This window comes from Streptomyces sp. NPDC048637 (assembly GCF_040650675.1).
GTDB lineage: Bacteria > Actinomycetota > Actinomycetes > Streptomycetales > Streptomycetaceae > Streptomyces.
In genome coordinates, this window is sequence record NZ_JBEZHQ010000008.1 from 191593 (window position 1) to 216699 (window position 25107).

At 71.5% G+C, this 25107-nt stretch carries 28 protein-coding genes, 1 tRNA gene and 1 pseudogene; 20 read left to right on the plus strand and 10 right to left on the minus strand.

The window, feature by feature from the left end:
- Positions 1 to 127 precede the first annotated feature (127 nt).
- Complete coding sequence (locus tag AB0C46_RS14085) at positions 128 to 307, minus strand: hypothetical protein (RefSeq protein WP_362828068.1); 180 nt, start codon at positions 305 to 307, stop codon at positions 128 to 130.
- A complete protein-coding gene (locus AB0C46_RS14090) occupies positions 307 to 1164 on the minus strand; it encodes a 3-hydroxybutyryl-CoA dehydrogenase (RefSeq protein WP_362828069.1) in 858 nt (285 codons plus the stop codon). Before AB0C46_RS14090 ends, AB0C46_RS14085 begins: the two co-directional genes overlap by 1 nt.
- A 158-nt stretch (positions 1165 to 1322) precedes the next feature.
- On the opposite strand from AB0C46_RS14090, the gene AB0C46_RS14095 reads away from it, so the two are divergent.
- Entirely contained in the window at positions 1323 to 2552 is a 1230-nt protein-coding gene (locus tag AB0C46_RS14095; protein WP_362828070.1) for a family 10 glycosylhydrolase, read from the plus strand.
- A gap of 66 nt (positions 2553 to 2618) precedes the next feature.
- On the opposite strand, the gene AB0C46_RS14100 is transcribed toward AB0C46_RS14095, so the two are convergent.
- Together AB0C46_RS14100 and AB0C46_RS14105 are read right to left on the minus strand one after the other, a co-directional pair.
- Entirely contained in the window at positions 2619 to 2828 is a 210-nt protein-coding gene (locus AB0C46_RS14100) for a DUF1918 domain-containing protein (RefSeq protein ID WP_190140886.1), read from the minus strand.
- Between the two features lie 203 nt (positions 2829 to 3031).
- Entirely contained in the window at positions 3032 to 4021 is a 990-nt protein-coding gene (locus AB0C46_RS14105) for a DMT family transporter (protein WP_362828071.1), read from the minus strand.
- Here AB0C46_RS14105 and AB0C46_RS14110 point away from each other — a divergent pair.
- The 5 genes from AB0C46_RS14110 (at position 4020) to AB0C46_RS14130 (ending at position 8064) form a co-directional block, all read left to right on the plus strand.
- Entirely contained in the window at positions 4020 to 5525 is a 1506-nt protein-coding gene (locus AB0C46_RS14110; RefSeq protein WP_362828072.1) for a PLP-dependent aminotransferase family protein, read from the plus strand. The genes AB0C46_RS14105 and AB0C46_RS14110 overlap by 2 nt on opposite strands.
- A 147-nt stretch (positions 5526 to 5672) precedes the next feature.
- The gene (locus AB0C46_RS14115) at positions 5673 to 6146 is read left to right on the plus strand and encodes a GNAT family N-acetyltransferase (protein WP_362828073.1); all 474 of its coding nucleotides are present in this window, start codon (positions 5673 to 5675) and stop codon (positions 6144 to 6146) included.
- 43 nt (positions 6147 to 6189) lie between these two features.
- A complete protein-coding gene (locus AB0C46_RS14120) occupies positions 6190 to 6759 on the plus strand; it encodes a histidine phosphatase family protein (protein WP_362828074.1) in 570 nt (189 codons plus the stop codon).
- 229 nt (positions 6760 to 6988) lie between these two features.
- Positions 6989 to 7696 carry a hypothetical protein gene (locus tag AB0C46_RS14125; protein WP_362828075.1) on the plus strand — a complete coding sequence of 236 codons (708 nt, stop codon included), beginning with the start codon at positions 6989 to 6991 and terminating at the stop codon, positions 7694 to 7696.
- Between the two features lie 5 nt (positions 7697 to 7701).
- Positions 7702 to 8064: a DUF4333 domain-containing protein gene (locus tag AB0C46_RS14130; protein WP_362828076.1), complete on the plus strand. Its 363-nt coding sequence runs from the start codon at positions 7702 to 7704 to the stop codon at positions 8062 to 8064.
- Between the two features lie 50 nt (positions 8065 to 8114).
- Here the strand turns inward: AB0C46_RS14130 and AB0C46_RS14135 are convergent, their stop codons facing one another.
- The 3 genes from AB0C46_RS14135 to AB0C46_RS14145 all read right to left on the minus strand — a co-directional run bounded on the left by AB0C46_RS14135 (position 8115) and on the right by AB0C46_RS14145 (position 10709).
- Positions 8115 to 8567 (minus strand): nuclear transport factor 2 family protein, encoded by a 453-nt coding sequence (locus AB0C46_RS14135; protein ID WP_362828077.1) that lies wholly within the window; start codon positions 8565 to 8567, stop codon positions 8115 to 8117.
- A gap of 216 nt (positions 8568 to 8783) precedes the next feature.
- Positions 8784 to 9533: a helix-turn-helix transcriptional regulator gene (locus AB0C46_RS14140; RefSeq protein ID WP_362828078.1), complete on the minus strand. Its 750-nt coding sequence runs from the start codon at positions 9531 to 9533 to the stop codon at positions 8784 to 8786.
- 87 nt (positions 9534 to 9620) lie between these two features.
- Complete coding sequence (locus AB0C46_RS14145; RefSeq protein ID WP_362828079.1) at positions 9621 to 10709, minus strand: methyltransferase domain-containing protein; 1089 nt, start codon at positions 10707 to 10709, stop codon at positions 9621 to 9623.
- Between the two features lie 120 nt (positions 10710 to 10829).
- Between AB0C46_RS14145 and AB0C46_RS14150 the strand changes: the two genes are divergently transcribed.
- From AB0C46_RS14150 to AB0C46_RS14185, 8 genes and pseudogenes are all read left to right on the plus strand, one after another.
- Complete coding sequence (locus AB0C46_RS14150; protein ID WP_362828080.1) at positions 10830 to 11021, plus strand: DUF1059 domain-containing protein; 192 nt, start codon at positions 10830 to 10832, stop codon at positions 11019 to 11021.
- A gap of 132 nt (positions 11022 to 11153) precedes the next feature.
- A pseudogene (locus tag AB0C46_RS14155) lies at positions 11154 to 11519 on the plus strand (VOC family protein); the annotation flags it as partial.
- A 165-nt stretch (positions 11520 to 11684) separates the two neighbouring features.
- Positions 11685 to 12713, plus strand: a complete 1029-nt coding sequence (gene argC / locus AB0C46_RS14160; RefSeq protein WP_362828081.1) for an N-acetyl-gamma-glutamyl-phosphate reductase — start codon at positions 11685 to 11687, stop codon at positions 12711 to 12713.
- Between the two features lie 64 nt (positions 12714 to 12777).
- Positions 12778 to 13974 carry a bifunctional glutamate N-acetyltransferase/amino-acid acetyltransferase ArgJ gene (argJ, locus tag AB0C46_RS14165; protein WP_362828082.1) on the plus strand — a complete coding sequence of 399 codons (1197 nt, stop codon included), beginning with the start codon at positions 12778 to 12780 and terminating at the stop codon, positions 13972 to 13974.
- Positions 13975 to 14065: 91 nt separating this feature from the next.
- A complete protein-coding gene (argB, locus tag AB0C46_RS14170) occupies positions 14066 to 14983 on the plus strand; it encodes an acetylglutamate kinase (RefSeq protein ID WP_362828083.1) in 918 nt (305 codons plus the stop codon).
- Complete coding sequence (locus AB0C46_RS14175; RefSeq protein ID WP_362828084.1) at positions 14980 to 16215, plus strand: acetylornithine transaminase; 1236 nt, start codon at positions 14980 to 14982, stop codon at positions 16213 to 16215. Before argB ends, AB0C46_RS14175 begins: the two co-directional genes overlap by 4 nt.
- 8 nt (positions 16216 to 16223) lie before the next feature.
- Complete coding sequence (locus AB0C46_RS14180) at positions 16224 to 16766, plus strand: arginine repressor (protein WP_362828085.1); 543 nt, start codon at positions 16224 to 16226, stop codon at positions 16764 to 16766.
- A 348-nt stretch (positions 16767 to 17114) separates the two neighbouring features.
- Positions 17115 to 18200 (plus strand): mechanosensitive ion channel domain-containing protein, encoded by a 1086-nt coding sequence (locus AB0C46_RS14185; RefSeq protein WP_362828086.1) that lies wholly within the window; start codon positions 17115 to 17117, stop codon positions 18198 to 18200.
- Between the two features lie 92 nt (positions 18201 to 18292).
- Here the strand turns inward: AB0C46_RS14185 and AB0C46_RS14190 are convergent, their stop codons facing one another.
- Together AB0C46_RS14190 and AB0C46_RS14195 are read right to left on the minus strand one after the other, a co-directional pair.
- On the minus strand, positions 18293 to 18484 hold the full coding sequence (locus AB0C46_RS14190; RefSeq protein ID WP_362828087.1) for a hypothetical protein: 192 nt from the start codon (positions 18482 to 18484) through the stop codon (positions 18293 to 18295).
- Positions 18481 to 18897, minus strand: coding sequence for an ATP-binding protein (locus AB0C46_RS14195; protein ID WP_362828088.1), 417 nt, complete (start codon positions 18895 to 18897; stop codon positions 18481 to 18483). Before AB0C46_RS14195 ends, AB0C46_RS14190 begins: the two co-directional genes overlap by 4 nt.
- 479 nt (positions 18898 to 19376) lie before the next feature.
- Here AB0C46_RS14195 and AB0C46_RS14200 point away from each other — a divergent pair, with 479 nt between their 5' ends.
- The 3 genes from AB0C46_RS14200 (at position 19377) to AB0C46_RS14210 (ending at position 21485) form a co-directional block, all read left to right on the plus strand.
- Complete coding sequence (locus AB0C46_RS14200) at positions 19377 to 20399, plus strand: hypothetical protein (RefSeq protein ID WP_362828089.1); 1023 nt, start codon at positions 19377 to 19379, stop codon at positions 20397 to 20399.
- Positions 20399 to 20926, plus strand: coding sequence for a GNAT family N-acetyltransferase (locus AB0C46_RS14205; protein WP_362828090.1), 528 nt, complete (start codon positions 20399 to 20401; stop codon positions 20924 to 20926). The genes AB0C46_RS14200 and AB0C46_RS14205 overlap by 1 nt, the downstream gene beginning before the upstream one ends.
- A gap of 76 nt (positions 20927 to 21002) precedes the next feature.
- Complete coding sequence (locus tag AB0C46_RS14210) at positions 21003 to 21485, plus strand: SAM-dependent methyltransferase (RefSeq protein WP_362828091.1); 483 nt, start codon at positions 21003 to 21005, stop codon at positions 21483 to 21485.
- Positions 21486 to 21576: 91 nt separating this feature from the next.
- On the opposite strand, the gene AB0C46_RS14215 is transcribed toward AB0C46_RS14210, so the two are convergent.
- Positions 21577 to 21650: transfer RNA gene (locus AB0C46_RS14215), tRNA-Pro, on the minus strand.
- Positions 21651 to 21792: 142 nt separating this feature from the next.
- On the opposite strand from AB0C46_RS14215, the gene AB0C46_RS14220 reads away from it, so the two are divergent.
- The 3 genes from AB0C46_RS14220 (at position 21793) to argH (ending at position 25014) form a co-directional block, all read left to right on the plus strand.
- Positions 21793 to 22170: a DUF488 family protein gene (locus tag AB0C46_RS14220; RefSeq protein WP_362828092.1), complete on the plus strand. Its 378-nt coding sequence runs from the start codon at positions 21793 to 21795 to the stop codon at positions 22168 to 22170.
- A gap of 117 nt (positions 22171 to 22287) precedes the next feature.
- On the plus strand, positions 22288 to 23481 hold the full coding sequence (locus AB0C46_RS14225; RefSeq protein ID WP_362828093.1) for an argininosuccinate synthase: 1194 nt from the start codon (positions 22288 to 22290) through the stop codon (positions 23479 to 23481).
- Positions 23482 to 23571: 90 nt separating this feature from the next.
- The gene (gene argH, locus AB0C46_RS14230) at positions 23572 to 25014 is read left to right on the plus strand and encodes an argininosuccinate lyase (RefSeq protein ID WP_362828094.1); all 1443 of its coding nucleotides are present in this window, start codon (positions 23572 to 23574) and stop codon (positions 25012 to 25014) included.
- The last annotated feature ends 93 nt before the right edge of the window (positions 25015 to 25107 follow it).

Below are 25107 nucleotides of genomic sequence, written 5' to 3' on the forward strand. Positions count from 1 at the left end.
ACTTCTCAGGGATTTTTCAGGGACTTTCAGCTCTGTCTCAGGGACTTTCCAGGGACTTTCCGCTGAGTAAGAGGGGAAGGCCCTGACAGCTCCGAAAGGCGCAAAGCCCGAGGTCAGGGCCGTTTTCCTACCAGCTGATGACGCTCGCCAAGTCGTGTCTCGGGCAGACCATGGTGGCGGGGCGAGGATGCGCGGACGAGGTGCTTGGTAGGCGCCGCGCGAGCCACCCGACGACGGCGCCGCCGTAGGCGCTGTTCTGGGTGAATTCGCCCTTGAACAGCGCCAGTTGGCGGCGTCGCCGACTCATCAGTACGAGTAGAAACCCGACCCGCTCTTCCGCCCCAGCCGCCCCGCGTCGACCATCCGGGCGAGCAGCGGGGGAGCGGCGTACAGGGGTTCCTTGTACTCGTGGTACATCGACTCGGCGACCGAGACCACGGTGTCCAGGCCGATCAGGTCGGCCAGCTTGAGCGGGCCCATCGGGTGGGCGCAGCCCAGCTCCATGCCGTTGTCGATGTCCTCGCGGCTGGCGATGCCCGACTCGAACATCCGGATCGCGGAGAGCAGATACGGGATGAGCAGGGCGTTGACGACGAAGCCCGAGCGGTCCTGGGCGCGGATCGCATGCTTGCCCAGCACGTCCTGCACCAGCGCCTCGGAGCGCTTGATGGTCTCCTCGCCGGTGGTCAGGGCCGGGATCAGCTCGACGAGCTTCTGCACCGGTGCCGGGTTGAAGAAGTGGATCCCGATGACCTGGTCGGGGCGGGAGGTGGCGACCGCCAGCTTCACCAGCGGGATCGACGAGGTGTTGGAGGCCAGGATGGCGTCCGGACGAGTGATCACCTGGTCGAGGACCTGGAAGATCTCGGTCTTGACCTGCTCGTTCTCCACCACGGCCTCGATGACGAGATCGCGGTCGGCGAACTCCCCGAGGTCGGTGGTGAAGCTGAGCCGGCCAAGCGTCGCGTCCCGCTCCGCGGCAGTGATCTTGCCGCGCTCGGCGGCTTTGCCGAGGGAGTTGGTCAAGCGGGTGCGACCCAGCTCCAGAGCTTCGCCGGTGGTCTCGGCGACCATGACGTCCAGTCCGGCGCGGGCGCACACCTCGGCGATGCCTGCACCCATCTGGCCGCAGCCGACCACTCCGACGCGTTCGATGTCGGTCACATCGTGCCTTTCGCTGATCTTCAGGACCGGCGGTACGCCGTAAGGGCCCGGCACCCGCCTCGACCCCGACGTTACTCCGCGCGGTGCTGGGCCATGGGTGCCGGGGCGGGCATTCTGAGCCCTCAGGACGGACGAACCGGACAACTTGGGGATTTTTGATGAGACGGATCACCCGCAGAACGTTTGCCACGGCCGCTTTGGGGGCGGCCTCTTCACTGCTCGCCGCAGGTGCGGCGCCGTCCGCGAGCGGGGCGCCGCGGCGCGAGCTGCGCGGGATGTGGCTGGCGACCGTCGCCAACCTCGACTGGCCCTCCAGCGCGAAGCTCCGGCCCGCCGAGCAACAGCGCGAACTGCGCGCCCACTTCGACACCGCCGTCGCCCGCCGGCTCAATACCGTGTTCTTCCAGGTGCGGCCCACCGCGGACGCCCTGTGGCCGTCCCCGTACGAGCCCTGGGCGCAGTATCTGACCGGGCAGCAGGGCCGCGATCCCGGCTGGGACCCGCTCGACTTCGCGGTCCGCGAGGCACACCGGCGGGGTCTCGAACTGCATGCCTGGTTCAATCCGTACCGGGTCGCCAACCACACCGACCCCGGCCGGCTGGCGCCGGACCACCCCGCCCGCCGGCACCCCCGCTGGATCCTCCCGTACGGCGGCAAGCTCTACTACAACCCCGGGCTGCCGGAGGTCCGCAGCTTCGTCCAGGACGCGATGCTGGACGCGGTGCGGCGCTACCCCGTCGACGGGGTGCACTTCGACGACTACTTCTATCCGTATCCGGTCGCCGGGCAGCGCTTCGACGACGACGCGGCGTTCGACGAGTACGGCAGCGGCTTCGCTAACCGGGCCGCCTGGCGGCGGGACAACATCGACCGGCTGGTGTACGAGATGGCCGGGAAGCTCCGGGACGGCAATGAGCGGGCCGGGCGCCGGGTGCGGTTCGGTGTCAGCCCGTTCGCGGTCTGGCGCAATCACGGCACCGACCCGCAGGGCTCCCGTACCCGGGCCGGGGTGCAGACCTACGACGATCTGTATGCCGACACGCGCCGCTGGGTCCGCGAGGGCTGGCTGGACTACATCGTGCCGCAGGTCTACTGGCCCCTCGGCTCCGCGCCCGCGGACTACGCCGAACTCGTGCCCTGGTGGGCGCGGACCGTCGACGGCACCGGAGTGGACCTCTACATCGGCGAGGCCCTCTACAAGGCGGGTGACGCACAGCCCGCCGCCTGGAAGAACCCGGCCGAACTCTCCCGCCATCTCACCTTCGCCCGCGGCTACCCGCAGGTGGGCGGCCATGTCTACTTCTCGGCGAAGGAGGTGGCCCGGGACCGGGCCGGTGCCATGGCGCGGGTCGTCCGCGACCACTACGGCAGCGCGGCACAACCGTAGGGACGGTGCGCGCGGGCGGCGGAACCGTCCGCGCGGCCGCGGTGGCGATCCGCGTACGGGGTGCGGCTACCGGCCGGTGTCCACGTCGGTGGTCTTGCCGTGCCGGACGACGGAGTCGGGGCCGGGCGACATGATCGCCTCATGTCCGTCCTCGGCGCGGACGCGGTAGGGCGGGTCGCCGTTCGTGCCCAGTACCTCGATGATCTCGACAACCCGGTCGTGATGCCCGACGGTCCTGCCGTGCACCACCAGCCGGTCGCCCCTGCTTGCGTGCATGAGGGTCCTCCCCGCTTCGGGGCGGCCGTGCGACCGGTTCGGCCGACAGCGTGACGGCCAACGGTTGAACGGCCAACGGTTTCCACGGTTTACGGGCCGGGAGTGGCCCGGGCGGCGGTATCTGCCGTCGCGGCAAGTTTACGTCCGCAGGTGGCGGCTGCACCCGGTAAGTACTGACTCGTCCCCTCCGGTGGCGTGGCCGGTCACCCGCGGGTCCGCTGGGTGACCGCGATGCACGCCAGGACCGCCAGCGATGCCGCCGGAGCGGCCGGCGGCAGCTGCTCGCCCAGCAGCAGCACGGACCAGACCAGGGTCAGCAGCGGCTGGGCGAGCTGCAGCTGGCTCGCCTTGTGGATGCCGATCGCGGCCATCCCGCGGTACCAGGCGACCATCCCGAGGAACTGTGAGCCGGTCGCCAGCCACAGCAGCCCGCCGATCGCGTGCGCCGTGAGCCGCAGTGGCTCGGTGGACAACGCCACCGCGGCGCCCACCACCGTCACCGGGAGTGCCAGTACCAGCGCCCAGCCGATCACCTGCCAGCCCGGCATGTGGCGGGCGAGCCGGCCGCCCTCGGTGTAACCGGCCGCGCACACCAACAGCGCCGCGAACAGCAGCAGATCGCCGCGGCCCGGCGCCCCGCCGCTCTGCTGCACCGCGAAGCCGATGACGACGGCGGCGCCGGCCAGCGAGGCGATCCAGAAGGTCCGGGAGGGCCGGGCCCCGGTCCGTACGGCCGAGCAGGCGGCCGTGGTCAGCGGCAGCAGGCCGATCACGACGGCCGCATGCGAGGTGGTGGAGGTCTGCAGGGCGAGGGTGGTCAGCAGCGGAAAGCCGAGGACGACGCCGCCCGCGACCACCGCGATACCCGTCCAGTGGCGCCGCTCCGGGAGGCGCACCCGGAAGACGGCGAGCGCGCCGACGGCCAGTACGGCGGCCAGCACGCTGCGCAGCATCACCACGGTCCAGGGGCCCATGCCCTCCAGCGCCCAGGCGGTCGCGGGGAAGGTCAGCGAGAAGGCGGCCACGCCGACGGCGGCGAGCAGGGCGCCGCGGCTGACGAGGGTGCCGCGGGCGGGGGCGGCGGCGGTCGCCGGGGTCTCCTGTCCGGCGATGGCCCGGGTGACCTGCCCGGCGGGGTCCGGGGTGCTGACCGCTATCGTGGCGGTGGCGGTAGCGCTATCGTTGTCTCTCATGCAAGAGCGTAGCAGTGGGGCGGAACTGGCCGCGACCCTCCGTGCGGAGCTGAATCGCTACTCGCCTGGAGAGAAGCTGCCGTCAAGTCGTGCGCTGGTGGAGCGGTACCGGGTCAGCCCGGTGACCGTCTCCCGGGCGCTCGCCGAGCTGGCGGCGGAGGGCCTGGTCACCACCCGGCCGGGCGCCGGGGCCTTCCGGGCCGAGCCGCGCAGCGAGGCGCCCCGGCCGGTCGACACCTCCTGGCAGGAGATCGCGCTGAGCGCGGAGCCGGGCGGCGACCAGGTGCCGCGCAGCGTCGACGCCTCGGGTGTGGTGGCCACGCTCGGCGTCCCGGGCCCCGGCGTCATCGAGCTCAACGGCGGCTATCTGCACTCCGATCTGCAGCCCGAACGCGCGCTGGCCGCCGCGCTGGCCCGCGCCGGACGCCGGCCGGGCGCCTGGGGGCGGCCACCGGTCGAAGGCGTACCGGAGCTGCGGGCCTGGTTCGCGCGGGAGATCGCCGGTTCCGGCGGCCCGCTCGCCGCCAGCGATGTCCTGGTCACCGCGGGCGGTCAGAGTGCGCTGACCGCCGCGCTGCGGGCGCTCGCCGCGCCCGGCGCTCCGGTGCTGGTCGAGTCCCCGACCTACCCGGGCATGCTGGCCGTGGCCCGCGCCTCCGGGCTGCGGCCGGTGCCCGTACCGCTCGACGCGGACGGGGTCCGTACGGATCTGCTCGCCGACGCCTTCCGCGTCAGCGGGGCGCGGCTGTTCGTCTGCCAGCCGCTGTTCCAGAACCCGACCGGCGCGGTGCTGGCCGCCGAGCGGCGGCGCGAGGTGCTGCGGGTGGCCCGCGCGGCGGGCGCCTTCGTGATCGAGGACGATTTCGCGCGGCTGCTGGTGCACGGTGACGCCCCCACCTCCCCGCCGACCCTGATCGCGGACGACCGGGACGGCACGGTCGTCCATGTCCGCTCGCTGACCAAGGCCACCTCGGCCAATCTGCGGGTGGGTGCCCTGGCGGCCCGCGGTCCGGTGCTCGACCGGCTGCGCGCCATCCAGGTCGTCGACAGCTTCTTCGTGCCCCGGCCGCTGCAGGAAGCCGCCCTGGAACTCGTCGGCTCGCCGGCCTGGCCCCGCCATCTGCGGCTGATCGCCGGTGAGTTGACCGCCCGCCGGAACGCCCTGACCGCCGCCCTGCACCAGCAGCTGCCCGCGCTCGCCGGGCCGGAGCCGGGGCACGGGACGGCGTACGGCCAGGACCCGGCGCCCGGCGGTCTGTATGTCCCGCCGGGCGGCTACCACCTCTGGCTGCGGCTGCCGGACGGTACCGACGAGGCGGCCCTGACCGGTGCGGCCCTGCGGGCGGGCGTCGCGGTGGCGGCCGGCCGCCCGTACTTCGCCGCCGAGCCGCCCGCCGCGCATCTGCGTCTGAGCTTCGCGTCGGCGTCCGGCACCGGGGAGATCACGGAGGGCGTGCGCCGGCTCCGGACGGCGTGCGAGGAGCTGGGAGTGCCGGTGAGCTGACGGCGGGGGAAGGCGGGGGGAAGGCGGGAGGGAGGCGGGAGGAAAGGCAGGAGGAACGGCGGGCCTGTCGTGGGGCCGTCTTCCGTCCGGCCGCGGCTCTCGTATACCGGTTCGACGCCGGCCCCGCCCTTCTGCCAACCTCCCGGCATGAATGAGGACGCCCTCGACGGCTACGAGATCTCCACCGACCCGGCCCGCCTGGACGCCGACCTGGTCCACTACTGGCTCTCCACCGACGCCTACTGGCTCTCCACCGACGCCTACTGGGCCGTGGACCGCCCCCGGGAGCTCCATGACCGTGCCGTCGCGGGTTCGCTCAACTTCGGTCTGTATGCGTCCGGTTCCGGCCGCCAGGCCGGGTACGCCCGGGTGGTCACCGATCACGCCACCTTCGCCTGGCTCTGCGACGTCTACATCTGCCGGGACGACCGCGGCAGGGGCCTGGGCACGACCCTGATCGAGGCCATCGCCGACCATCTGGCGCCCTGCGGGCTGAGCCGGCTGACGCTCGCCACCAAGGACGCCCACGGTGTGTACGAGAAGGTCGGTTTCCGCACCCTGGTGTCCCCGGAGCAGTGGATGACCCTCGGGCTGATCGACCCGGGTCCTGTCGAGATGTGATCAACCTGCGCCGCGCGGGCGGTGCTGCTCTTACCATCGGCGGATGAGCGTTCGACTCAAGCTGCTCGCCGCGGCCCGTAACTCCTCGCTGCTGGAGACGCGGTTCGACGACGACCGCCCGCTCGACGCCGCGGGATGGCACGAGGCCGAGCGGGCGGCCCCCGTCCTGTGCCGCCTCGCCGCCGCCGAACTCCGCTACTGCTCGCCGTCCGCCCGCTGCCGGCAGACCGGTGAGGCCCTCGGCCTCCGCCCGCTCGCCCAGCCGGCCCTGCGCGACTGCGACATGGGGCGCTGGCGCGGCCGCACGCTGGGCGAGGTGACCGCCGCCGAACCCCGCGCGGTGGAAGCCTGGCTGGCCGATCCGCGCTCCGCACCGCACGGCGGGGAGTCGCTGACGGAGTTCATCACCCGGATCGGCGGCTGGCTGGACACCCGGCCGGCCGAGGACGCCGCCGGGCTGCTCGCGGTCGCCGAACCCGCCGTCGTCCGCGCCGCCCTGGTCTATGTGTTCCAGGCGCCGCCGCACGCGTACTGGCGTATCGATGTCCAGCCGCTCTCGGTGACCACCCTCACCGGCCGGTCCGGCAAGTGGGACCTCCTGCTGGAGGCGTGAGCCGGCGCGCGGTCACCGGGCGCCGTCTGCCGGGGCGTGCCGCGGGCGCCGCCGGGCCGCCCGGGTGCACCACCCGGAAAGCCCAGCCGGCAGGTTCCGCCGTCCGGGGCGTTCGCACCCGTGTGACCTGCGGAAAGGCCCGGAAGGCGGGCGTCTTCCGCGGCAGTTGGACCCGGGCGGCGCACACCATCGAGGTGCGCACCGCCGGGCCGGGCGCTTCTCTCGGTTTATGCACATACGCCACATACCTCTGTACGCCTTGGCGGCCGGCGCGCTGGCGGTGTCCGTCCTGCTCTTCGGAGACGGCGACGGTGCCGACGCCGCCACCGAGGCCGTCTCCGGGGCGGTGCCCCAGGCCGTCACCGAGGCTGCCCCCGCCGTGGACACCTCGCACGCGGTGGTCGTGCAGCCCGACCCGGTGGCGCCGGGCGGCACCTTCTCCGTCCACGACGGCGGCACCTGCTCGGGCGACACCGCGGAGGCCACCTTCGAGGGCGCGGACATCCCCGCGATGCAGCTGACCCCCGGGAGCGACCGGATGGGGGGCAGCGCGATCATGCCGGAGGGCACCGCGCCCGGCTCGTACCGGGTCACCATCACCTGCGGCGGCACGTCCGGAGCCCGGCAGAGCGCCACGGACGCGGACCGGGGCGGCAGCGAGGAACACGGTGAGGCGTACGGCACGGAGCAGGGCGACACCGACGACGGCGGAGGGCGCGGGAAGGCACCCGGCGACGGCCGCAGGACCCTCACCGGCACCATGGTCGTCTCCGGTGACGCCGGTGAGATCGTTCCGCAGGGCGGCACGGACACCGGCCTCGGCGGAACGGCCGGCTCCGGCCGCGCGGCCACGGCGCTCAGCGGAGTGGTACTGCTGGCCGCGGCCGGCTGGGGCGCCCTGGCCCGCCGCCGGCGCACCCGCGGCAACCGGAGCTGACGGCGGTGAGCGCACATCCGCCACGGCGCGCCCTCCTCCTCGGTCTCCTCACGGTCCTCGCCGCGGCGGGCGTGCTCGCGCTCACCGCCGCCCGGCTCCGCGACCGCGATGCCACCAGCGAGGTCGACGACGGCACCCACACCGTGCTGCGCACCGAGATCGCCAGAACCATCAGTGGCCAGCTCACCCTGCCGTTCCGCAACGGGCCCGACGCGGTGCACTGCTCCGGCGATCTGCGGCCGGTGCGGAACGACGAGGTGCGCTGTACGGCGCACTTCCCCATCGGCCTGGACCGCCATCTGACCGTCGAGGTGACCCGTGTCCGGCACAACCTGGTGACCTACCGGCGCCACTCCCTGCCCCGCTGACCGGCCCCGTCGGCAAGGCGGGACGGGCCCGCCCCACGGCTTGGCCCGCCCTACGGCTTGAGATCCAGGGCGGCCAGCCCCGACCCGTCCATCAGGAACGGCACCGAGTCGTGCGTATGCGTGACCTTCCAGGCGCCGTCGATCTTGCGGAGGCCGACGGTGGACCGGCTCCACAGCTCCACCTCGAAGCCGCCGGTCTTCGTGCCGTGCATCCGGTTGATGCTGTGGCCGAACGCGACATCGTCGCCGACCGTGATCTCGACCTGGGTGAGGGTCACCTCGATCGGCCCGTCCCAGGTCGCGTACCAGGCCTCGACGGCCTGCTGGTCCAGTGCCTCGGGCCCCTTGTACTGCAACGGGGGAGCGAGGCTGAAGTCCACGAGATCGGGCGCACAGGACGCCAGGAACCGCCGGGCGTCCCGCTCCTTCGTCGCGGCGGCCCGGTCCGCCAGCAGCTCCCGGATCTGCGCCTCGTCCGTCTTGCGTGCGATGTCGGTGGTCATGAGGGATCCTCCCGTCGGACGGCGCCGTGGCGCCGCGGAATCTCTGTCCGACGGGTAGACCCCGGCGGGTACGGAAACTCATCGGCCTGGGCCGCCTGGGCCGCCTGAGTTGCCGGAGCCGCCCGAGCCGGCGGGAGCCGCCCGAGCCGGCGCGGTGCGAGCCCGGGCGGTGGCCGCCGACCCGGAGCGGCTCGACGGCTGAGCCGCCGGGCAGCCCTACGGCCCGAGCCGCACCGCCGCCTGATCGCGGGTCAGCCAGGCGTTCGCCGCCGCGACCCGGCTGCTCACCCGCAGCTTGGCGTAGGCGTGCTCCAGGTGCTTGTCGACGGTGCGCGGGCTGATCGCCAGCCGGTGGGCGATCTGCTGGTTCGTCAGACCCCGGGCGAGCAGCGCGAGTACGGCCGACTCGCGGCGGGTGACGGGGGAGGGCAGGGGCGCCGGCGGGGCGAGCCGGTGGAGCACGCGGCTGAGCCGGGTGCGCAGCAGGGCGGCGGCCGCCACATCGTCGTCGGAGAAGTCGCTGCCGCTGCGGTTGATCGCCACACAGACCTTTCGCGGCCGGCCGGCGGCGTAGCCCGCGGGGAACGACATCGCGAGCTGCTGCTCGGCGCCGAACGGCCGGTAGACATCGGCGTAGGCGGCGAGGGCATGGAACTCGGCGCGGGTCTGCAGCGTGGAGCGCCGCATCGGGGCGCCGGAGCCGAGAGTGGTGTGAGTGACGAGGGAGTCCGCCGCCGCCTCCCGGGCGAACGCTGCCTGTACGTCCGGGGTCAGCAGACCGGCGGGCAGGGTGAGCGGCCGTTCGGCGGAGCCGGCGCGCGGGGACCAGATGATGCTGTCGCCGGGAACGGCGCCGAGCAACAGCGGAAGCAGTGCCGGAACAAGGGTGTCCTCGTCGACGGCATCGATCAGGAGGTCCACGACGGCGAGAATGCGCCGCAGGCCGGCCTCCGCGGCCGCGCTCATATGTCCAGCGTGCCGAGGGGGCCGGGGCCCGTCAAGCGAGGGCCACCCGGCCGGCCGGGGGAAGACCGGCCGGGCGCGTCAGGCGCCTCAGCGCCCGACGGCATAGACGCGGTTGACGGGGCTCTCGGCGGCGAGTCGCCAGTGGTGCAGTCCGGCCTCGTCGGCGATCTCCCGCATCGCCTCCTCACCCGCGTGGTTTCCCATTGCCTGCGGTCCGTGCTGCGCCAGCGCGGACGGCAGACAGACGGCGACCGAGGCGGCGGTCAGTGCCCGGCCGATGGGGTTGGTGTTCTCCTGGGCGTTCCCCGAGGCGTTCGGCTCGACGACCATGCAGGTCCCGCCGTCGGCCAGCGCCTGCTCGGCGTGGTGCAGCGCACTGCCCGGATCGCCGGTGTCGTGCAGACAGTCGAAGAACGTGATCAGGTCGAAGTCCTCGCCCGGGAAGTCCTGGGCGGTGGCGACCTCGAAGCTGACCCGGTCGCCCAGCCCCTCCTCGTCCGCGATACCGCGGGCCGCCTCGATGGACGGGCGGTGGAAGTCGAAGCCCTCGAAGTGCGACCGGGGGAAGGCTCGCGCCATCAGCGTCGTGGAGTAGCCGTAGCCGCAGCCGATGTCCGCAACGCGCGCGCCGCGCTCCAGCTTCTCCACCACACCGTCCAGCGCGGTCAGCCACTCCGGGACCAGGGCGGCCGCGTAGCCGGGGCGGAAGAACTTCGCGGTGCCGGCGAACAGCGCCGGGCCGTGTTCCTCCCAGCCGACGCCCTCGCCGGTGCGGAAGGCGTCGATGAGGGCGTCCTCGGTGGCGTAGAGCGCCTGCATCGCGGTGAAGAAGCCCGCCGCGTACGTGGGCAGTTCCGGGTCCGCCAGGACCGCGGCGTGCTCGGCGGGCAGCAGGTAGGTGTCGGTGTCGGGCGCGTAGCTCACGTACTCGCCGGCGACCTGGGCGGTCAGCCATTCGCGGACATAGCGCTCGACGAGCCCGGTGCGGGCGGCGAGCTGTGCGGAGGTGAGCGGACCGGCGCCGGCCATGGCCGTGTACAGGCCGAGCCGGTCGCCGAGCGAGGTGCACAGACCGGCGACCGCGGCACCGGAGTCGGTGATCACTTTCTCCAGGAACGCCTGTACCCGGTCCTGATCCAGGACCGCGCCCGAGGTGACCTCGTCGGACATCGCCATGGCTCACACCTCCTCGACCCCTCTCACTGCAGCAGTCCGGCCACCCGCGCGCCATACGGGATTCGCCGTATACGACCGGTGGCGGTGACCGGCCGACACTGGGTGGGAAGGAGGTGCGCCATGCGGAAGAAGGTCGACTGCAGGGACTACCCGAGCGAGATGCACTGCACCCTCGTCATCGCCGGCGAGGAGGAGGAAGTGGTCCGCGCCGCCAGTGAGCACGCCGTCTCCGTACACGGCCACACGGACAACCCGGAGCTGCGGGAACAGATCAGGGCATCGCTGAAGGACGAGATGCCGCAGCACGCCTGACGCGTGCGCGCCGACACGCCGCCCCCTGACCTGGTGCGGCGGTCGTGCGGTGGCCGGCTGCCACCGCCCGAGTTGATCTCTGTTTGGCGAGGGACCTGCGGATGTCGTTGCAGCGTGCATAGGGTCGCCGGCATGGCACTGCGACCTGTTCAGGTGAGCATCAAGGCTCTTGACGACTCGGCGGTCGGCCGGTTCTGGGTGGAGGCGCTCGGCTGGGGTGTTTCCAGCGAGGGACCCGGCGTGACCAACGTGGAGCCCGGCGGTGGCTTCGCCTGGCCGGACCCGGTCGCCGTCTGCATCGACGTCGTTGCCGTTCCGGACCCCAAGACGACAGCGAAGAACCGGGTGCACCTCGACCTCGCCACCACCTCCGCGGCCCATCAGGCGGAGCTGGTCGCGCGCCTTGAGGCTCTCGGTGCGACGCCCGCCCACGTGGGCCAGGGCGACGTGCCGTGGACGGTCCTCGCCGACCCGGAGGGCCACGAGTTCTGCGTCCTCGGCCCGTCCCCGTCCCCGTCCTGACGCGGAGCCTGCGCCGGCCACAACACTCCACGCACCGACGGAAGCGCTGAGCCACAGCACCGGCCATCGCCGGCGGCGCCACGCCCCCATTGCATAAAACTGCTGGATTCCGTATAGTCATGCCATCGAGAAGGAGGGTCCATGACGGTACGAGCAGCAGTGGCCGGTGCGAGCGGGTACGCCGGGGGTGAAGTGCTGCGCCTGCTTCTGGGGCATCCGGAGGTGGAGATCGGTGCGCTGACCGGGCACTCCAACGCCGGGCAGCGCCTGGGCGCGCTGCAGCCGCATCTGGCTCCGCTGGCCGACCGGGAGCTCCAGGTGACCTCCGCCGAGGTCCTGGCCGGGCACGATGTCGTCTTTCTCGCGCTGCCGCACGGCCAGTCCGCCGCGGTCGCCGAGGAGCTCGGACCCGATGTGCTCGTCGTGGACTGCGGCGCCGACTTCCGGCTGAGCGACGCCACGGACTGGGAGGACTTCTACGGCTCCGCCCACGCGGGCACCTGGCCGTACGGCCTCCCGGAGCTGCCCGGGGGCCGCGCCGCGCTGCAGGGGACCCGGCGCATCGCGGTCCCGGGCTGCTACCCCACCGCCGTCTCGCTCGCCCTGTTCCCCGCGTACGCGGACCGGCTCGCCGAGCCCGAGGCCGTGATCGTCGCGGCCACCGGCACTTCCGGCGCGGGCAAGGCCCTCAAGCCGCATCTGCTGGGCTCCGAGGTCATGGGCTCGATGAGCCCGTACGGCGTGGGCGGCAGCCACCGGCACACCCCCGAGATGATCCAGAACCTGAGCGCGGTGGCCGGCGAGCGCATCAGCGTCTCCTTCACCCCAACCCTGGCCCCCATGTCCCGCGGCATCCTCGCCACCTGCTCGGCGAAGGCGAAGCCCGGTGTGGACGCCGCCGCCGTACGGGCCGCGTACGAGAAGGCGCTGGCCGACGAGCCGTTCCTCCGGCTGCTGCCCGAGGGCCAGTGGCCGTCGACCGCCGCCGTGTACGGCTCCAACACCGCCCAGGTCCAGGTGACCCTCGACGCCGCGGCCGGCCGGATCATCGCGATCAGCGCCCTCGACAACCTCACCAAGGGGACCGCGGGCGGTGCGGTGCAGAGCATGAACATCGCCCTGGGCCTCCCCGAGGCGACGGGGCTCCCGCAGGTCGGGGTCGCGCCGTGACCCGAACCGGCACAGGGCAGCAAGGCGTGACCGGCGGGGCCGGAGAAGCGACGGAGGACAAGCAGTGAGCGTGACGGCAGCACAGGGATTCACGGCGGCGGGCATCGCCGCCGGCATCAAGGCCCCTCCTGCCAATGGGAGCGGCGGCGCCCCGGACCTCGCCCTCGTGGTGAACCACGGGCCCCGCCGCGCCGCCGCCGGTGTCTTCACCTCCAACCGCGTCAAGGCGGCGCCGGTGCTCTGGTCGGAACAGGTACTGAAGAGCGGCGAGCTGTCCGCCGTCGTCCTCAACTCCGGTGGCGCCAACGCCTGTACGGGCCCGAAGGGCTTCCAGGACACCCACGCCACCGCGGAGAAGGTCGCCGCGTCGCTGAACACGGCCGGGTACGACGAAACCGGCGGGCACAACGCCGGCATGGTCGCCGTGTGCTCGACGGGCCTGATCGGTGTCGAGCTGCCGATGGACAAGCTGCTGCCCGGCGTCGACAAGGCGGTCGCCCAACTGAGCGCGCACGGCGGCGAGAAGGCCGCGATCGCCATCAAGACCACCGACAGCGTGCACAAGACCGCGCAGGTGAGCCAGGACGGCTGGAGCGTCGGCGGTATGGCCAAGGGCGCCGGCATGCTCGCCCCGGGCCTGGCCACCATGCTCGTCGTACTGACCACCGACGCCGATCTGCCGGCCGCCGAGCTCGACACGGCGCTGCGGTCCGCGACCCGCACCACCTTCGACCGGATCGACTCCGACGGCTGTATGTCGACCAACGACACGGTGCTGCTGCTCGCCTCCGGCGCCTCCGGCGTCGTACCGGCCGCCGGTGACTTCGCCGAGGCGGTGCGCACGGTCTGCGACGATCTCGCCCGGCAGCTGATCGGGGACGCTGAGGGCGCCAGCAAGGACATCAGGATCGAGGTCGTGGGCGCGGCCGACGAGGACGACGCGGTCGAGGTCGGCCGCTCCATCGCCCGTAACAACCTCCTCAAGTGCGCCATCCACGGCGAGGACCCCAACTGGGGCCGGGTGCTCTCCGCCATCGGCACCACGTCCGCCGTCTTCGAACCCGACCGGCTGAACGTCGCCATCAACGGCATCTGGGTCTGCAGGAACGGCTCCGTGGGTGAGGACCGCGAGCTGGTCGACATGCGCTACCGGGAGGTCCGCATCACCGCCGACCTCGCCGCCGGCACCGAGTCCGCGGTCATCTGGGCCAACGACCTCACCGCCGACTACGTCCACGAGAACAGCGCGTACTCGTCATGAGCGTGCGCACTGTTGACCGGTGCGTGCTGTGCTCACAGCACGCCTGGGGCTACCTCCCGCGCGAAGCGTGGGGGAGAAGGGAGGCCCGCACATGAGCGCACGCAAGCACACGGCGCTGCCCAAGGCCCGCACCCTCATCGAGGCGCTGCCCTGGCTGACCCGTCACCACGGCAAGACCGTCGTCATCAAGTTCGGCGGCAACGCCATGATCGACGAGGAGCTCAAGGGCGCCTTCGCCCAGGACGTGGTCTTCCTGCGGCACGCCGGACTGCGCCCCGTCGTCGTGCACGGCGGCGGCCCGCAGATCAGCGCCCAGCTGGACCTGCTCGGCCTGGAGTCGGAGTTCAAGGGCGGCCTGCGGGTCACCACACCCGAGGCGATGAACGTCGTACGGATGGTGCTGGCCGGCCAGGTGCAGCGTGAGCTGGTCGGACTGCTCAACGAGCACGGCCCGCTCGCCGTCGGCATGACCGGCGAGGACGCCCATCTGATGACCGCGACCAAGCACTTCGCCCAGGTCGACGGCGAGCGGGTGGACATCGGCCGGGTCGGCGAGATCACCGCCGTCGATCCCGGCGCGGTCCAGGCGCTCCTGGACGACGGCCGTATCCCGGTCATCTCCTCCATCGCCCGCAGCAGCGACGAGGGCGATGTCTCCGGCGTCTTCAACGTCAACGCCGACACCGCCGCGGCCGCACTGGCCGCCGCCCTCGGCGCCGAGACGCTGATGGTGCTCACCGACGTCGAGGGCCTCTACGAGGACTGGCCGAACAGCGACGAGGTGATCTCCCGCCTCACCGCCACCGAACTGGAGAAGCTGCTGCCCGACCTGGCCAGCGGCATGGTCCCCAAGATGCAGGGCTGTCTGCACGCCGTCCGCAACGGGGTGCACACCGCCCGGGTCATCGACGGGCGGGTCCAGCACTCGATCCTGCTGGAGATCTTCACCGACGAAGGAATCGGCACGATGGTCGTGCCGGACGCGAACACGATCGAGGGGGCGGCATGAGCGACGAGGTACACACCCATGGCCCGGTGACCAACGCAGGCCTCACCGGGCGCTGGCAGGGCGCCATGATGGACAACTTCGGCACCCCCCGCATCCCGCTGGTCCGCGGTGAGGGCACCACCGTGTGGGACGCCGACGGCAAGGAGTACCTCGACTTCCTCGGCGGCATCGCGGTCAACGCCCTCGGGCATGCCCATCCGGCGGTGGTCCGCGCGGTCTCCGACCAGGTCGCCACGCTCGGGCACGTCTCGAACTTCTTCGTCGCCGAGCCCACCGTGGCCCTCGCCGAGCGCCTGCTCGCGCTCGCCGGACGCCCCGGCCGGGTCTACTTCTCCAACTCCGGCGCCGAGGCCAACGAGGCCGCCTTCAAGATCGGCCGGCTGACCGGGCGCACCCATATGGTCTCCACCGCCGGCGGCTTCCACGGCCGCACCATGGGCGCCCTCGCACTCACCGGCCAGCCCGCCAAACAGGCCCCGTTCGCCCCGCTGCCCGGCGACGTCGACTACGTCCCGTACGGGGACGTCGAGGCCCTCCGCGCCGCCGTCACCACCGACACCGCCTTCGTCATCCTGGAGCCCGTCCAGGGCGAGAACGGCGTCATCGTCCCGCCGCCCGGTTACCTCCAGGCCGCCCGCGAGATCACCGCCGCCACCGGCACCCTGCTCGTCCTCGACGAGATCCAGACCGGCATCGGCCGGACCGGACACTGGCTGGAATCCCAGGCCCAGGGCGTCGAGGCCGACATCATCACCCTCGCCAAGGGCCTCGGCGGCGGACTGCCGATCGGCGCGACGCTGGCCTTCGGCCCGGCCGCCGACCTGCTCACGCCCGGTTCGCACGGCTCGACGTTCAGCGGCAACCCGGTCGTCTGCGCCGGCGCCCTCGCGGTCCTGGACACCATCGAGCGGGACGGCATCCTGGAGAACGTCAAGCGCGTCGGCGAGCGGCTGCGCGCCGGGACCGAGGCCCTGGGGCACCCCTTGGTCGGCCAGGTCCGCGGCGCGGGGCTGCTCCTGGGTATCGTCTTGGCGGAGCCGCTGGCGCCGCAGGTGCAGCAGGCGGCTCAGGACGCGGGCCTTCTGGTGAACGCGGTCGCGCCGGACGTCATCCGGCTCGCCCCGCCGCTGATCGTCTCCGACGACGACGCGGAGCTGTTCCTCCGGAAGCTGCCCGCCGTCCTCAACACGGCCCGCCAAGGGGCCGACGGGGAACGACGAGCCGGAGACTGACGACAACGATGACCGAGCCGCAGGACAACGAGTCGCACAACGGTGGCCAGGCCGTACCGCAGACCCGCACCGCCCGCCACCGCCGGATCGTGGACATCCTCAACCGGCTGCCGGTCCGCTCCCAGAGCCAGCTCGCCAAGCTGCTCGCCGACGACGGCCTGTCCGTCACCCAGGCGACGCTCTCCCGCGATCTGGACGAACTGGGCGCGGTGAAGATCCGCAACACCGGCGGCGAGCTGATCTACGCGGTGCCCAGCGAGGGCGGCGACCGCAAGCCACGGGCGCCGCTGGGCGAGTCCGCCAAGGAGGAGCGGATGCGCCGCCTCTCCGGCGAACTCCTCATCTCCGCCGAGGCCTCCGCCAACCTCGTGGTCCTGCGCACCCCGCCGGGCGCCGCCCAGTTCCTGGCCTCGGCCATCGACCAGGCCGAACTCCACGACATCCTCGGCACCATCGCCGGCGACGACACCCTGATGCTCATCAGCCGAGACCCGGTGGGCGGCCAGGCACTCGCCGATCATCTGCTGCGGCTGGCCCAGAAGCCGCACTGAGGCGGGCGTTCGGGCGCTCCGACGACGGGTCGGGGCGCCCGTACCCACGTCCCGTTACTGCCCTCAGCCGCCCCCACGGCAGCCGATGGACTCGGCTGCTGCCCCACCGATTCACACCAGCACCCCAGGAAACAACCGTCTCCCCCCGCGGGAAGGCGGTCATCCGGTCATCTCCCCGATCCCCCCGCCGCCCGCCGAACGGCATGCGGCAGGATGGCAGTTCGCGTCGGGGTGTCCATGGATGTCCCGGCGCCTTCGCAGCCTCAGAGACAAGCAGGTGGACCAGGTGACGAGACATCACATCGGGCTCATGGCGGAGCCGTTCCCCCGGACAGCGGGAGCCGGCCGGTGAACCGGGCTTTCACACTGCACGACCTGATCGTCGCAGGGGCCGCGCTGGCCGCCGGTATCGCGGCGGGGCTGCTGCTGCGGGTGGCCCTGCGCTGGCTGGGCAAACACGCACTCAGGACGCGGTGGAGCGGGGACGACATACTTGTCGACGCCTTGCGGGCCGTGGTGCCCTGGGCGGCGCTCACGGGCGGTCTGGCGGCGGCGGCCGCGGCCCTGCCGCTGACGGAGACGGTCGGACACACCGTCAACCGGACGCTGATGGTGCTGCTCATCCTGGTCGTCACGCTCACCGCGGCCCGGGTGATCACCGGGGTGGTGAAGTCCCTGGCACAGTCCCGGTCCGGGGTGGCCGGATCAGCCACAATTTTCGCCAACATCACCCGCATCATCGTCCTGGCGATGGGCTTCCTGGTGGTCCTCCAGACCCTGGGCATCTCCATAGCCCCCCTGCTCACCGCCCTGGGCGTGGGCGGCCTCGCCGTCGCCCTGGCCCTCCAGGACACCCTGGCCAACCTCTTCGCGGGCGTGCACATCCTCGCCTCGAAGACTGTGCAGCCCGGTGACTACATCCGCCTCAGCAGCGGCGAGGAGGGCTATGTCGTCGACGTCAACTGGCGTAACACCGTGGTGCGGCAGCTCTCCAACAACCTGGTGATCATCTCCAACGCCCAGCTGGCCGGCACCAACATGACCAACTTCACCCGCCCGGAACAGAAGCTGACGATCCTGGTGCAGGTGGGCGTCGCCTACGACAGCGACCTCGACCAGGTCGAGCGGGTCACCACCGAGGTCATCGACAGCGTCATGAAGGACGTCAACGGCGGCGACCCCGACCACGAAGCGGCCGTCCGCTTCCACACCTTCGGCGACTCCCGGATCGGCTTCACGGTGATCCTGGGGGTCGGCGAGTTCAGCGACCAGTACCGGATCAAGCACGAGTTCATCAAGCGCCTGCACCAGCGCTACCGCGCCGAGGGGATCAGGATCCCCTCCCCGGCCCGTACCGTCGCCCTGCAGAAGCCGGACGAAATCCTGATACCGCACCAGCGCGATCTGTCGGCCCCGGTACCGCCGGTGCCGTAGGGCGCCCCGCCGGATCCCCGGCCACGAACGCGGCCGCCCCGCGCGGGTTTTCACCCGCCGGGGCGGCACGGCGTCGCACCACATCTCACCTCTCAGCCGTCACGCCGCTCCGCACGGGAGACAACCACCGTCAGCCGGCCGGGAACGTCACAGAGCCACTGGCCCGGCCCGTTCTCCGGCCGCAGTACATAGACACCCTTGCGGACATCGCTGACGATGCCGGTCCGTTCGACCCCCTCGCCATGTACCAGATCACCCACCCAGGGCTTCCCCGTACCGTTCACCGGCTGTCCTTCCTGTGCAGTTCGCTCCAGACCCGCTTGCCCCAGGGGAGCGGGTCGGTACCCCAGGCCGCCGCCAGTCCGGCCACCAGCACGAGCCCCCGCCCGCTGCCGTTGTCGTCCTCTGACCGGCGGTGCCGTGGAGGGGCCTTTGACCTGTCCACCACCCCGATCCGCACTGTGGCCGGGCCGGGGCGGCTGATGACCAGCCGGATCACCTCACTCCGCGCGTGCAGCACGGCGTTGGTCACCAACTCGGAGACCACCAGGGCTGCGTCGTCGGCCAGTTCCTCCATACCCCAGGCAGCGAGCGCGGTCCGTACCAGACGGCGGGCGGTGGCCACGCTCTCGGGCCTGCGCAGCAGCGTCTCGCTGTATCCGGGGTGCCCGGTGGGGCTGGATGCGGTCATGGTCATCGGGACCTCGTCGGTGGTGGGCGGTGAGGTATGGCCCGCTGCCCCGAAGTGGGGGTGAAGGCGGGCTTCTCTCCTTTGCGCCGCCGCACCGTCCAGGTCGGCGACGCCCTGTATGCATCCAACGACGGGCTGTCATATGCCGTACGGAAATTCCGCTGCCGCGTGCCGTACGGCGGACCGGAAATTTCGCCGCCGTCCGGGATGGCGGCGCGCGCGAACTGGATACCGTGCAGGGGTGAAGGCGAACGAGAGTCTTGCCGACGCCCTCGGAGAAGCGGGCTTAACCCAGGCCGAGTTGGCCGATGCGGTGAACGACTACCTGCGGTCGCTCGGCCGGGCGGGCACCGTCAGCGACCGCACTGTGCGCCACTGGCTGACCGGAAAGACGCGGTGGCCGCACCCTCGGCAGCGGGAAGCCTTGGAAGCAGTATTCGGATGTACCGCCGAGGAGTTGGGCTTCGCTCCTCCGGCGGGCAGACGTGGCCCTCACAGGACGGAGGATCCCGTGCGTCGCAGGCACTTCCTCACCACCGCCGCCGGAACAACGGCCGCCGTCGTACCCTTGGTCGCCGCCCGCCCGCCCGTACGCCGTCGGCACCTCCGAGGTCATCCGCCTCCGCAGCGGCCTGGACGCCCTCACCGCCCTGGACGCCGCCAAAGGCGGGCACGAGGTGCTGGAGCGGGCCGCTTTGGCGGGCGCCGCAGAAGCGCTGGAGTTACAGAAGCGGGCGGCGTCCCAGCGCATCCGGCAGCGGCTGTTCAGTGTGGCCGCGAACTACACCGCGTCGGCGGCTTGGTCGGCCGTGGACGATCGTCAGAGGGACCGTGCACAAGCTCACCTCAACCGGGCGCTGTACTTGGCGGGCATGGGGAATGACCCCGTGGCGGAACTGCGCGTGTGGAATTCGCACGCCATGCTGGCGGTCCATCGCGGGGAATTCTCGCAGGCCATGGACGCGGGCCGGGCCGCGCAGGCGACAGCCGTCACGCGCCGCGACCCGCTGTTCGCGTCCCTGGCCCATGCGCGCACGGCGATCGGGCACTCAAGCGTCGGGGACCGGCGGGGCGCCCTGCGGTCCCTGGGGTGCGCGGAAGAGGCGCTGGCGAACGCGTCCACGGACGAGCCCCGGCCGTCCTGGGTGGCCTTCTACGGCCCGGCCGAGTTGATGGCCATCACTTCCATTGTCCGGGACGACATCGGGGACGCTGCCGGGGCCGAGGCCGCGTCACACCGTGCCCTGGCGGCCATCCCGCAGCAGTTCCGCCGGAACCGTGCTCTGGCCACGCTCCGGCTCGCCCTCGCGCAGCTTCACCAACGGGACGAGGAGCAGGCGTGCGCCACCGCGGAGCAGGTGTTCGTGCTGATGGATGGCGATCCCCTGCCGGGCCGGATGCGTTGCTACCTAGGGGACTTCTACCGCGACTTGACCACCCTCGCGCCTGACTCAAGCATCTCGCGCGAGTGGAAGGACCGCTACCGATCAGAATGGAGCCACACCTGATGACCTCCGCTTTGGAACTGCGTCGCTACAGCCACGGCGACTTGCCGGAGATCCGGCAGACGCTGCTCGACGTGCACGCAGACGTGCACGCCGACCAGATGTCGGACGACGAGTTCCGGCAGAAGTTCCCGTGGTTCGTCGACCACTGGGGCGGACACCCCGAGTTCTCCTGCGTGATCGCGTACGACGGCAACGAGGCGGTGGGCTTCGCCTACGGAGCTCCCGGAGCCGAGGGCCGCGAATGGTGGCGTGAGCATCTGGACCCGGCGCCGGAGAAGAGCCGCACGTTCCATGTCTCGGAACTGATGGTGCGCGAGCGGTGGCGGAAGACAGGCACGTCCGAGCGGCTGCACCGGGCGTTGATGGACGCCAGGGAGGCGGACCTCGCGGCGCTGCTGGTGGACGTGACGCACCCCAAGGTCCAGGCCCTCTACGAGTCCTGGGGGTACCAGAAGGTGGGCGAGCGCCAGCCCTTCCCCGACTCCCCGGTGTTTGCGTTGATGCTGGTGGGACTGCCGCTCCCGTGACCAGGGCGCGTCCGCGGAGAGTCGCCTGCCCGCCCACCCACCTCCTTCCGATCCCTCCCCGAGGAGTTCAGCCCTCATGGCAGAAGAGTTCAAGGTCGTGCCCGTCGCCCACGTGGTGGGGGGACGCGCCGAGCCCACGGATGACTACTGGGGTGGCACCCGCGCCGTCATCCGTATCGACCCGGAGCAGTTCACCAAGGAGTCGGTCGTCGGCCTGGAGGCCTTCTCCCACCTTGAGGTCGTCTTCCGCTTCCACCTGACCGACCCCACCGATCTGCACCCCGAGCCCCGGCACCCCCGCGGCAACCCCGACTGGCCGGCCGGTGGCATCTTCGCTCACCGCAACATGCGCCGAGTGAATTGGCTGGGCGTCTCCCGATGCCGCCTGGTCAAGGTGGACGGCCTGGATCTCCACGTGGAAGCGCTGGATGCCGTGGACGGAACACCGGTCCTGGACATCAAGCCGTGGTTCACCGCGATGGGCCCGCAGGGCGACGTACGCGAGCCTGCCTGGCCCTCGGAGATGCTGGCCGACTACTACGCCGTTCCTCGCGAGTAAAGGCAATCTCTCCCAGAAAACGATCAAGGGCCTTGTTCCCGCCGAAGCGGAAACAAGGCCCTGACCTGGGCTGAAAGCCCTTACTGCACCGTCGGGACGACAGGATTTGAACCTGCGACCCCTTGACCCCCAGTCAAGTGCGCTACCAAGCTGCGCCACGTCCCGGTGCTCGTGCCGGCCGGAGGACTCCCGGCCGGGGCGTGCAGAAGAAAAATACCCTGTCCCGGGCCATGAATCCAAAGCGGGTCCCCCGCGGGGTCCTTCCGGGGCCTCCGGCGGGGGACCTGCTTCCGTGGTTCGATGAGATATGGGTGAAATATCCGCCGAAGATGCCCTCCGGGTGCGCAGGGTGTACGAACCGCCGGAGCCGGCGGACGGGGCGCGGGTGCTGGTCGACCGGCTGTGGCCGCGCGGGCTGTCCAAGGCGGATGCGCAGCTCACCGAGTGGTGCAAGGACGTGGCGCCCTCGTCGGAGCTGCGCCGCTGGTTCCACCACGAGGGACCGCGGTTCGCGGAGTTCGCCGAGCGGTATCGCGAGGAGCTGGCGCGGGAGGCGGTGCGGCCGGCGTTGGAGGGGCTGCGGGAGCGGGCCGCGCAGGGGCCGCTGACGTTGCTGACGGCCACGAAGGATGTGTCGGTGAGCCATGTGAACGTCCTGGCCGAGGTGCTGCGGGAGGGGTTCTGAGGCGCCGTATCGCACCGACGGCCTGCCGCTGACCTGCGTATCCATCGATCCGTTGACGAAACATACGGTGGAGTGCATACTTATACCCATCAGTGAATGCACCGTAAGGAGAAACCCGTGACCGAGCGCGTCGTACTCGCCTACTCGGGCGGCCTGGACACCTCTGTCTGCATCGGCTGGATCGCCGAGGAGACGGGCGCCGAGGTCATCGCGGTCGCCGTGGACGTCGGCCAGGGCGGCGAGGACCTGGACGTCATCCGCAAGCGTGCGCTCGCCTGCGGCGCGGTCGAGGCCGAGGTCGCGGACGCCAAGGACGAGTTCGCTGATGAGTACTGCCTCCCGGCGATCAAGGCCAACGCCCTGTACATGGACCGCTACCCGCTGGTCTCGGCGCTCTCCCGGCCGGCCATCGTCAAGCACCTGGTGGCCGCCGCCAAGAAGCACGGCGCCACCACCGTCGCCCACGGCTGCACCGGCAAGGGCAACGACCAGGTCCGTTTCGAGGCCGGTATCTCCTCCCTCGCCCCCGACCTGCACTGCATCGCCCCGGTCCGTGACTACGCCATGACCCGGGACAAGGCGATCGCGTTCTGCGAGGAGAAGAAACTCCCGATCGCGACCACCAAGAAGTCGCCGTACTCGATCGACCAGAACGTCTTCGGGCGGGCCGTGGAGACCGGCTTCCTGGAGGACATCTGGAACGCGCCGATCGAGGACGTCTACGAGTACACCGAGAACCCGGCCACCCAGCGGGAGGCCGACGAGGTCATCATCTCCTTCAAGGAGGGTGTCCCGGTCGCCATCGACGGCAAGCCCGTCACCGTCCTGCAGGCCGTCCAGCAGCTCAACGAGCGGGCCGGCGCCCAGGGCATCGGCCGGATCGACATGGTCGAGGACCGGCTGGTGGGCATCAAGTCCCGTGAGGTGTACGAGGCGCCCGGCGCCCTCGCGCTGATCACCGCGCACCAGGAGCTGGAGAACGTCACCGTCGAGCGCGAACTGGCCCGCTACAAGCGGCAGGTCGAGCAGCGCTGGGGCGAGCTGGTCTACGACGGCCTGTGGTTCTCGCCGCTCAAGCGGGCCCTGGACGGCTTCATCAACGAGGCCAACCAGCAGGTCAGCGGCGACATCCGGATGACGCTGCACGGTGGCCGCGCGGTCGTCACCGGCCGGAAGTCCGACCAGTCGCTGTACGACTTCAACCTCGCGACGTACGACACCGGCGACACCTTCGACCAGTCGCTCTCGAAGGGCTTCATCGAACTCTTCGGCATGTCGAGCAAGATCGCGGCCAAGCGCGACCTGGCCTGAGCCCGTCTCGTTGGATCTATAAGGCTGCCGCCTCCCTGCCCTCGCGGCGGGGAGGTGGCGGCACCTCTACAGCAGCCTTGAGGAGCAGCAGTGAGCAGCAACAGCGGTGACGTCCGGCTCTGGGGCGGCCGGTTCGCCGACGGACCGGCAGAGGCGCTGGCCCAGCTGTCGGCGTCGGTTCACTTCGACTGGCGGCTGGCCCCGTACGACATCGCGGGCTCCCGCGCACACGCCCGTGTCCTCCACAAGGCGGGCCTGCTCACCGAGGACGAGCTGACCCGGATGCACGCCGGGCTCGACCAGCTCGCCGCGGATGTCGCCGACGGCTCGTTCACCGGCACCATCGCCGACGAGGACGTGCACACCGCCCTGGAGCGCGGGCTGCTGGAGCGGCTCGGCCCGGACCTCGGCGGCAAGCTGCGGGCCGGCCGGTCCCGTAACGACCAGGTCGCCACGCTCTTCCGGATGTATCTGCGCGACCACGCCCGGATCATCGGCGGGCTGATCGCCGGCCTCCAGGAGGCGCTGGTCGGCCTCGCCGAGACCCACCCGGACGTGGCGATGCCGGGCCGCACCCACCTCCAGCACGCCCAGCCGGTGCTCTTCGCCCACCATGTGCTGGCGCATGTGCAGTCGCTGTCCCGGGACGCGGAGCGGCTGCGGCAGTGGGACGACCGCACCGCGGTCTCCCCGTACGGCTCGGGCGCGCTGGCCGGCTCCTCGCTCGGTCTCGACCCGGAGGCGGTCGCCGCGGACCTCGGCTTCGAGCACGGCTCGGCCGGCAACTCCATCGACGGCACGGCCTCCCGTGACTTCGTCGCCGAATTCGCCTTCATCACGGCGATGATCGGGGTGAACCTCTCCCGGATCGCCGAGGAGGTCATCATCTGGAACACGAAGGAGTTCTCCTTCGTCACGCTCCACGACGCCTTCTCGACCGGCTCGTCGATCATGCCGCAGAAGAAGAACCCGGACATCGCCGAACTGGCGCGGGGCAAGTCCGGGCGCCTCATCGGCAATCTGACCGGGCTGCTGGCCACGCTCAAGGCACTGCCGCTCGCGTACAACCGCGACCTCCAGGAGGACAAGGAGCCGGTCTTCGACTCCTGCGACCAACTGGAGGTGCTGCTCCCGGCGTTCACCGGGATGATGGCCACCCTGACCGTCAACCGGGAGCGCATGGAGGAGCTGGCCCCGGCCGGGTTCTCGCTGGCCACCGATATCGCGGAGTGGCTGGTCAAGCAGGGCGTGCCGTTCCGGGTGGCGCACGAGGTCGCGGGCGAGTGCGTCAAGGAGTGCGAGGCGCACGGCATCGAGCTGGAGCAGCTCACCGATGAGCAGTTCGCGAAGATCTCGCCGCATCTGACCCCTGAGGTCCGTGGCGTGCTCAATGTCCCCGGCGCGCTCGCCTCGCGCAGCGGCCGTGGCGGCACCGCACCCTCGGCGGTCGCGGTCCAGCTCGCCGAGGTACGGGCCGATCTGGTCACCCAGCAGGAGTGGGCGACGGCCAAGGAGACCACCGAGCTGGCCTAGTCAGCAGGGATGTACGACGGCGGCCCGCCCCCGGGATGAGACCCGGGGCGGGCCGCCGTCGTGTTGCGCGGGAGACTCTGATGAGACATTGGT

What these genes read in the sequence shown, in the direction of transcription:
- AB0C46_RS14085 (WP_362828068.1), bottom strand. Translation starts at nt 307, where the DNA reads ATGAGTCGGCGACGCCGCCAACTGGCGCTGTTCAAGGGCGAATTCACC.
- AB0C46_RS14095 (WP_362828070.1), top strand. Translation starts at nt 1,323, where the DNA reads ATGAGACGGATCACCCGCAGAACGTTTGCCACGGCCGCTTTGGGGGCG.
- AB0C46_RS14100 (WP_190140886.1), bottom strand. Translation starts at nt 2,828, where the DNA reads ATGCACGCAAGCAGGGGCGACCGGCTGGTGGTGCACGGCAGGACCGTC.
- AB0C46_RS14110 (WP_362828072.1), top strand. Translation starts at nt 4,020, where the DNA reads ATGCAAGAGCGTAGCAGTGGGGCGGAACTGGCCGCGACCCTCCGTGCG.
- AB0C46_RS14105 (WP_362828071.1), bottom strand. Translation starts at nt 4,021, where the DNA reads ATGAGAGACAACGATAGCGCTACCGCCACCGCCACGATAGCGGTCAGC.
- AB0C46_RS14115 (WP_362828073.1), top strand. Translation starts at nt 5,673, where the DNA reads ATGAATGAGGACGCCCTCGACGGCTACGAGATCTCCACCGACCCGGCC.
- AB0C46_RS14120 (WP_362828074.1), top strand. Translation starts at nt 6,190, where the DNA reads ATGAGCGTTCGACTCAAGCTGCTCGCCGCGGCCCGTAACTCCTCGCTG.
- AB0C46_RS14125 (WP_362828075.1), top strand. Translation starts at nt 6,989, where the DNA reads ATGCACATACGCCACATACCTCTGTACGCCTTGGCGGCCGGCGCGCTG.
- AB0C46_RS14135 (WP_362828077.1), bottom strand. Translation starts at nt 8,567, where the DNA reads ATGACCACCGACATCGCACGCAAGACGGACGAGGCGCAGATCCGGGAG.
- AB0C46_RS14140 (WP_362828078.1), bottom strand. Translation starts at nt 9,533, where the DNA reads ATGAGCGCGGCCGCGGAGGCCGGCCTGCGGCGCATTCTCGCCGTCGTG.
- AB0C46_RS14145 (WP_362828079.1), bottom strand. Translation starts at nt 10,709, where the DNA reads ATGGCGATGTCCGACGAGGTCACCTCGGGCGCGGTCCTGGATCAGGAC.
- AB0C46_RS14150 (WP_362828080.1), top strand. Translation starts at nt 10,830, where the DNA reads ATGCGGAAGAAGGTCGACTGCAGGGACTACCCGAGCGAGATGCACTGC.
- argC (WP_362828081.1), top strand. Translation starts at nt 11,685, where the DNA reads ATGACGGTACGAGCAGCAGTGGCCGGTGCGAGCGGGTACGCCGGGGGT.
- argB (WP_362828083.1), top strand. Translation starts at nt 14,066, where the DNA reads ATGAGCGCACGCAAGCACACGGCGCTGCCCAAGGCCCGCACCCTCATC.
- AB0C46_RS14175 (WP_362828084.1), top strand. Translation starts at nt 14,980, where the DNA reads ATGAGCGACGAGGTACACACCCATGGCCCGGTGACCAACGCAGGCCTC.
- AB0C46_RS14180 (WP_362828085.1), top strand. Translation starts at nt 16,224, where the DNA reads ATGACCGAGCCGCAGGACAACGAGTCGCACAACGGTGGCCAGGCCGTA.
- AB0C46_RS14195 (WP_362828088.1), bottom strand. Translation starts at nt 18,897, where the DNA reads ATGACCATGACCGCATCCAGCCCCACCGGGCACCCCGGATACAGCGAG.
- AB0C46_RS14205 (WP_362828090.1), top strand. Translation starts at nt 20,399, where the DNA reads ATGACCTCCGCTTTGGAACTGCGTCGCTACAGCCACGGCGACTTGCCG.
- AB0C46_RS14210 (WP_362828091.1), top strand. Translation starts at nt 21,003, where the DNA reads ATGGCAGAAGAGTTCAAGGTCGTGCCCGTCGCCCACGTGGTGGGGGGA.
- AB0C46_RS14220 (WP_362828092.1), top strand. Translation starts at nt 21,793, where the DNA reads ATGGGTGAAATATCCGCCGAAGATGCCCTCCGGGTGCGCAGGGTGTAC.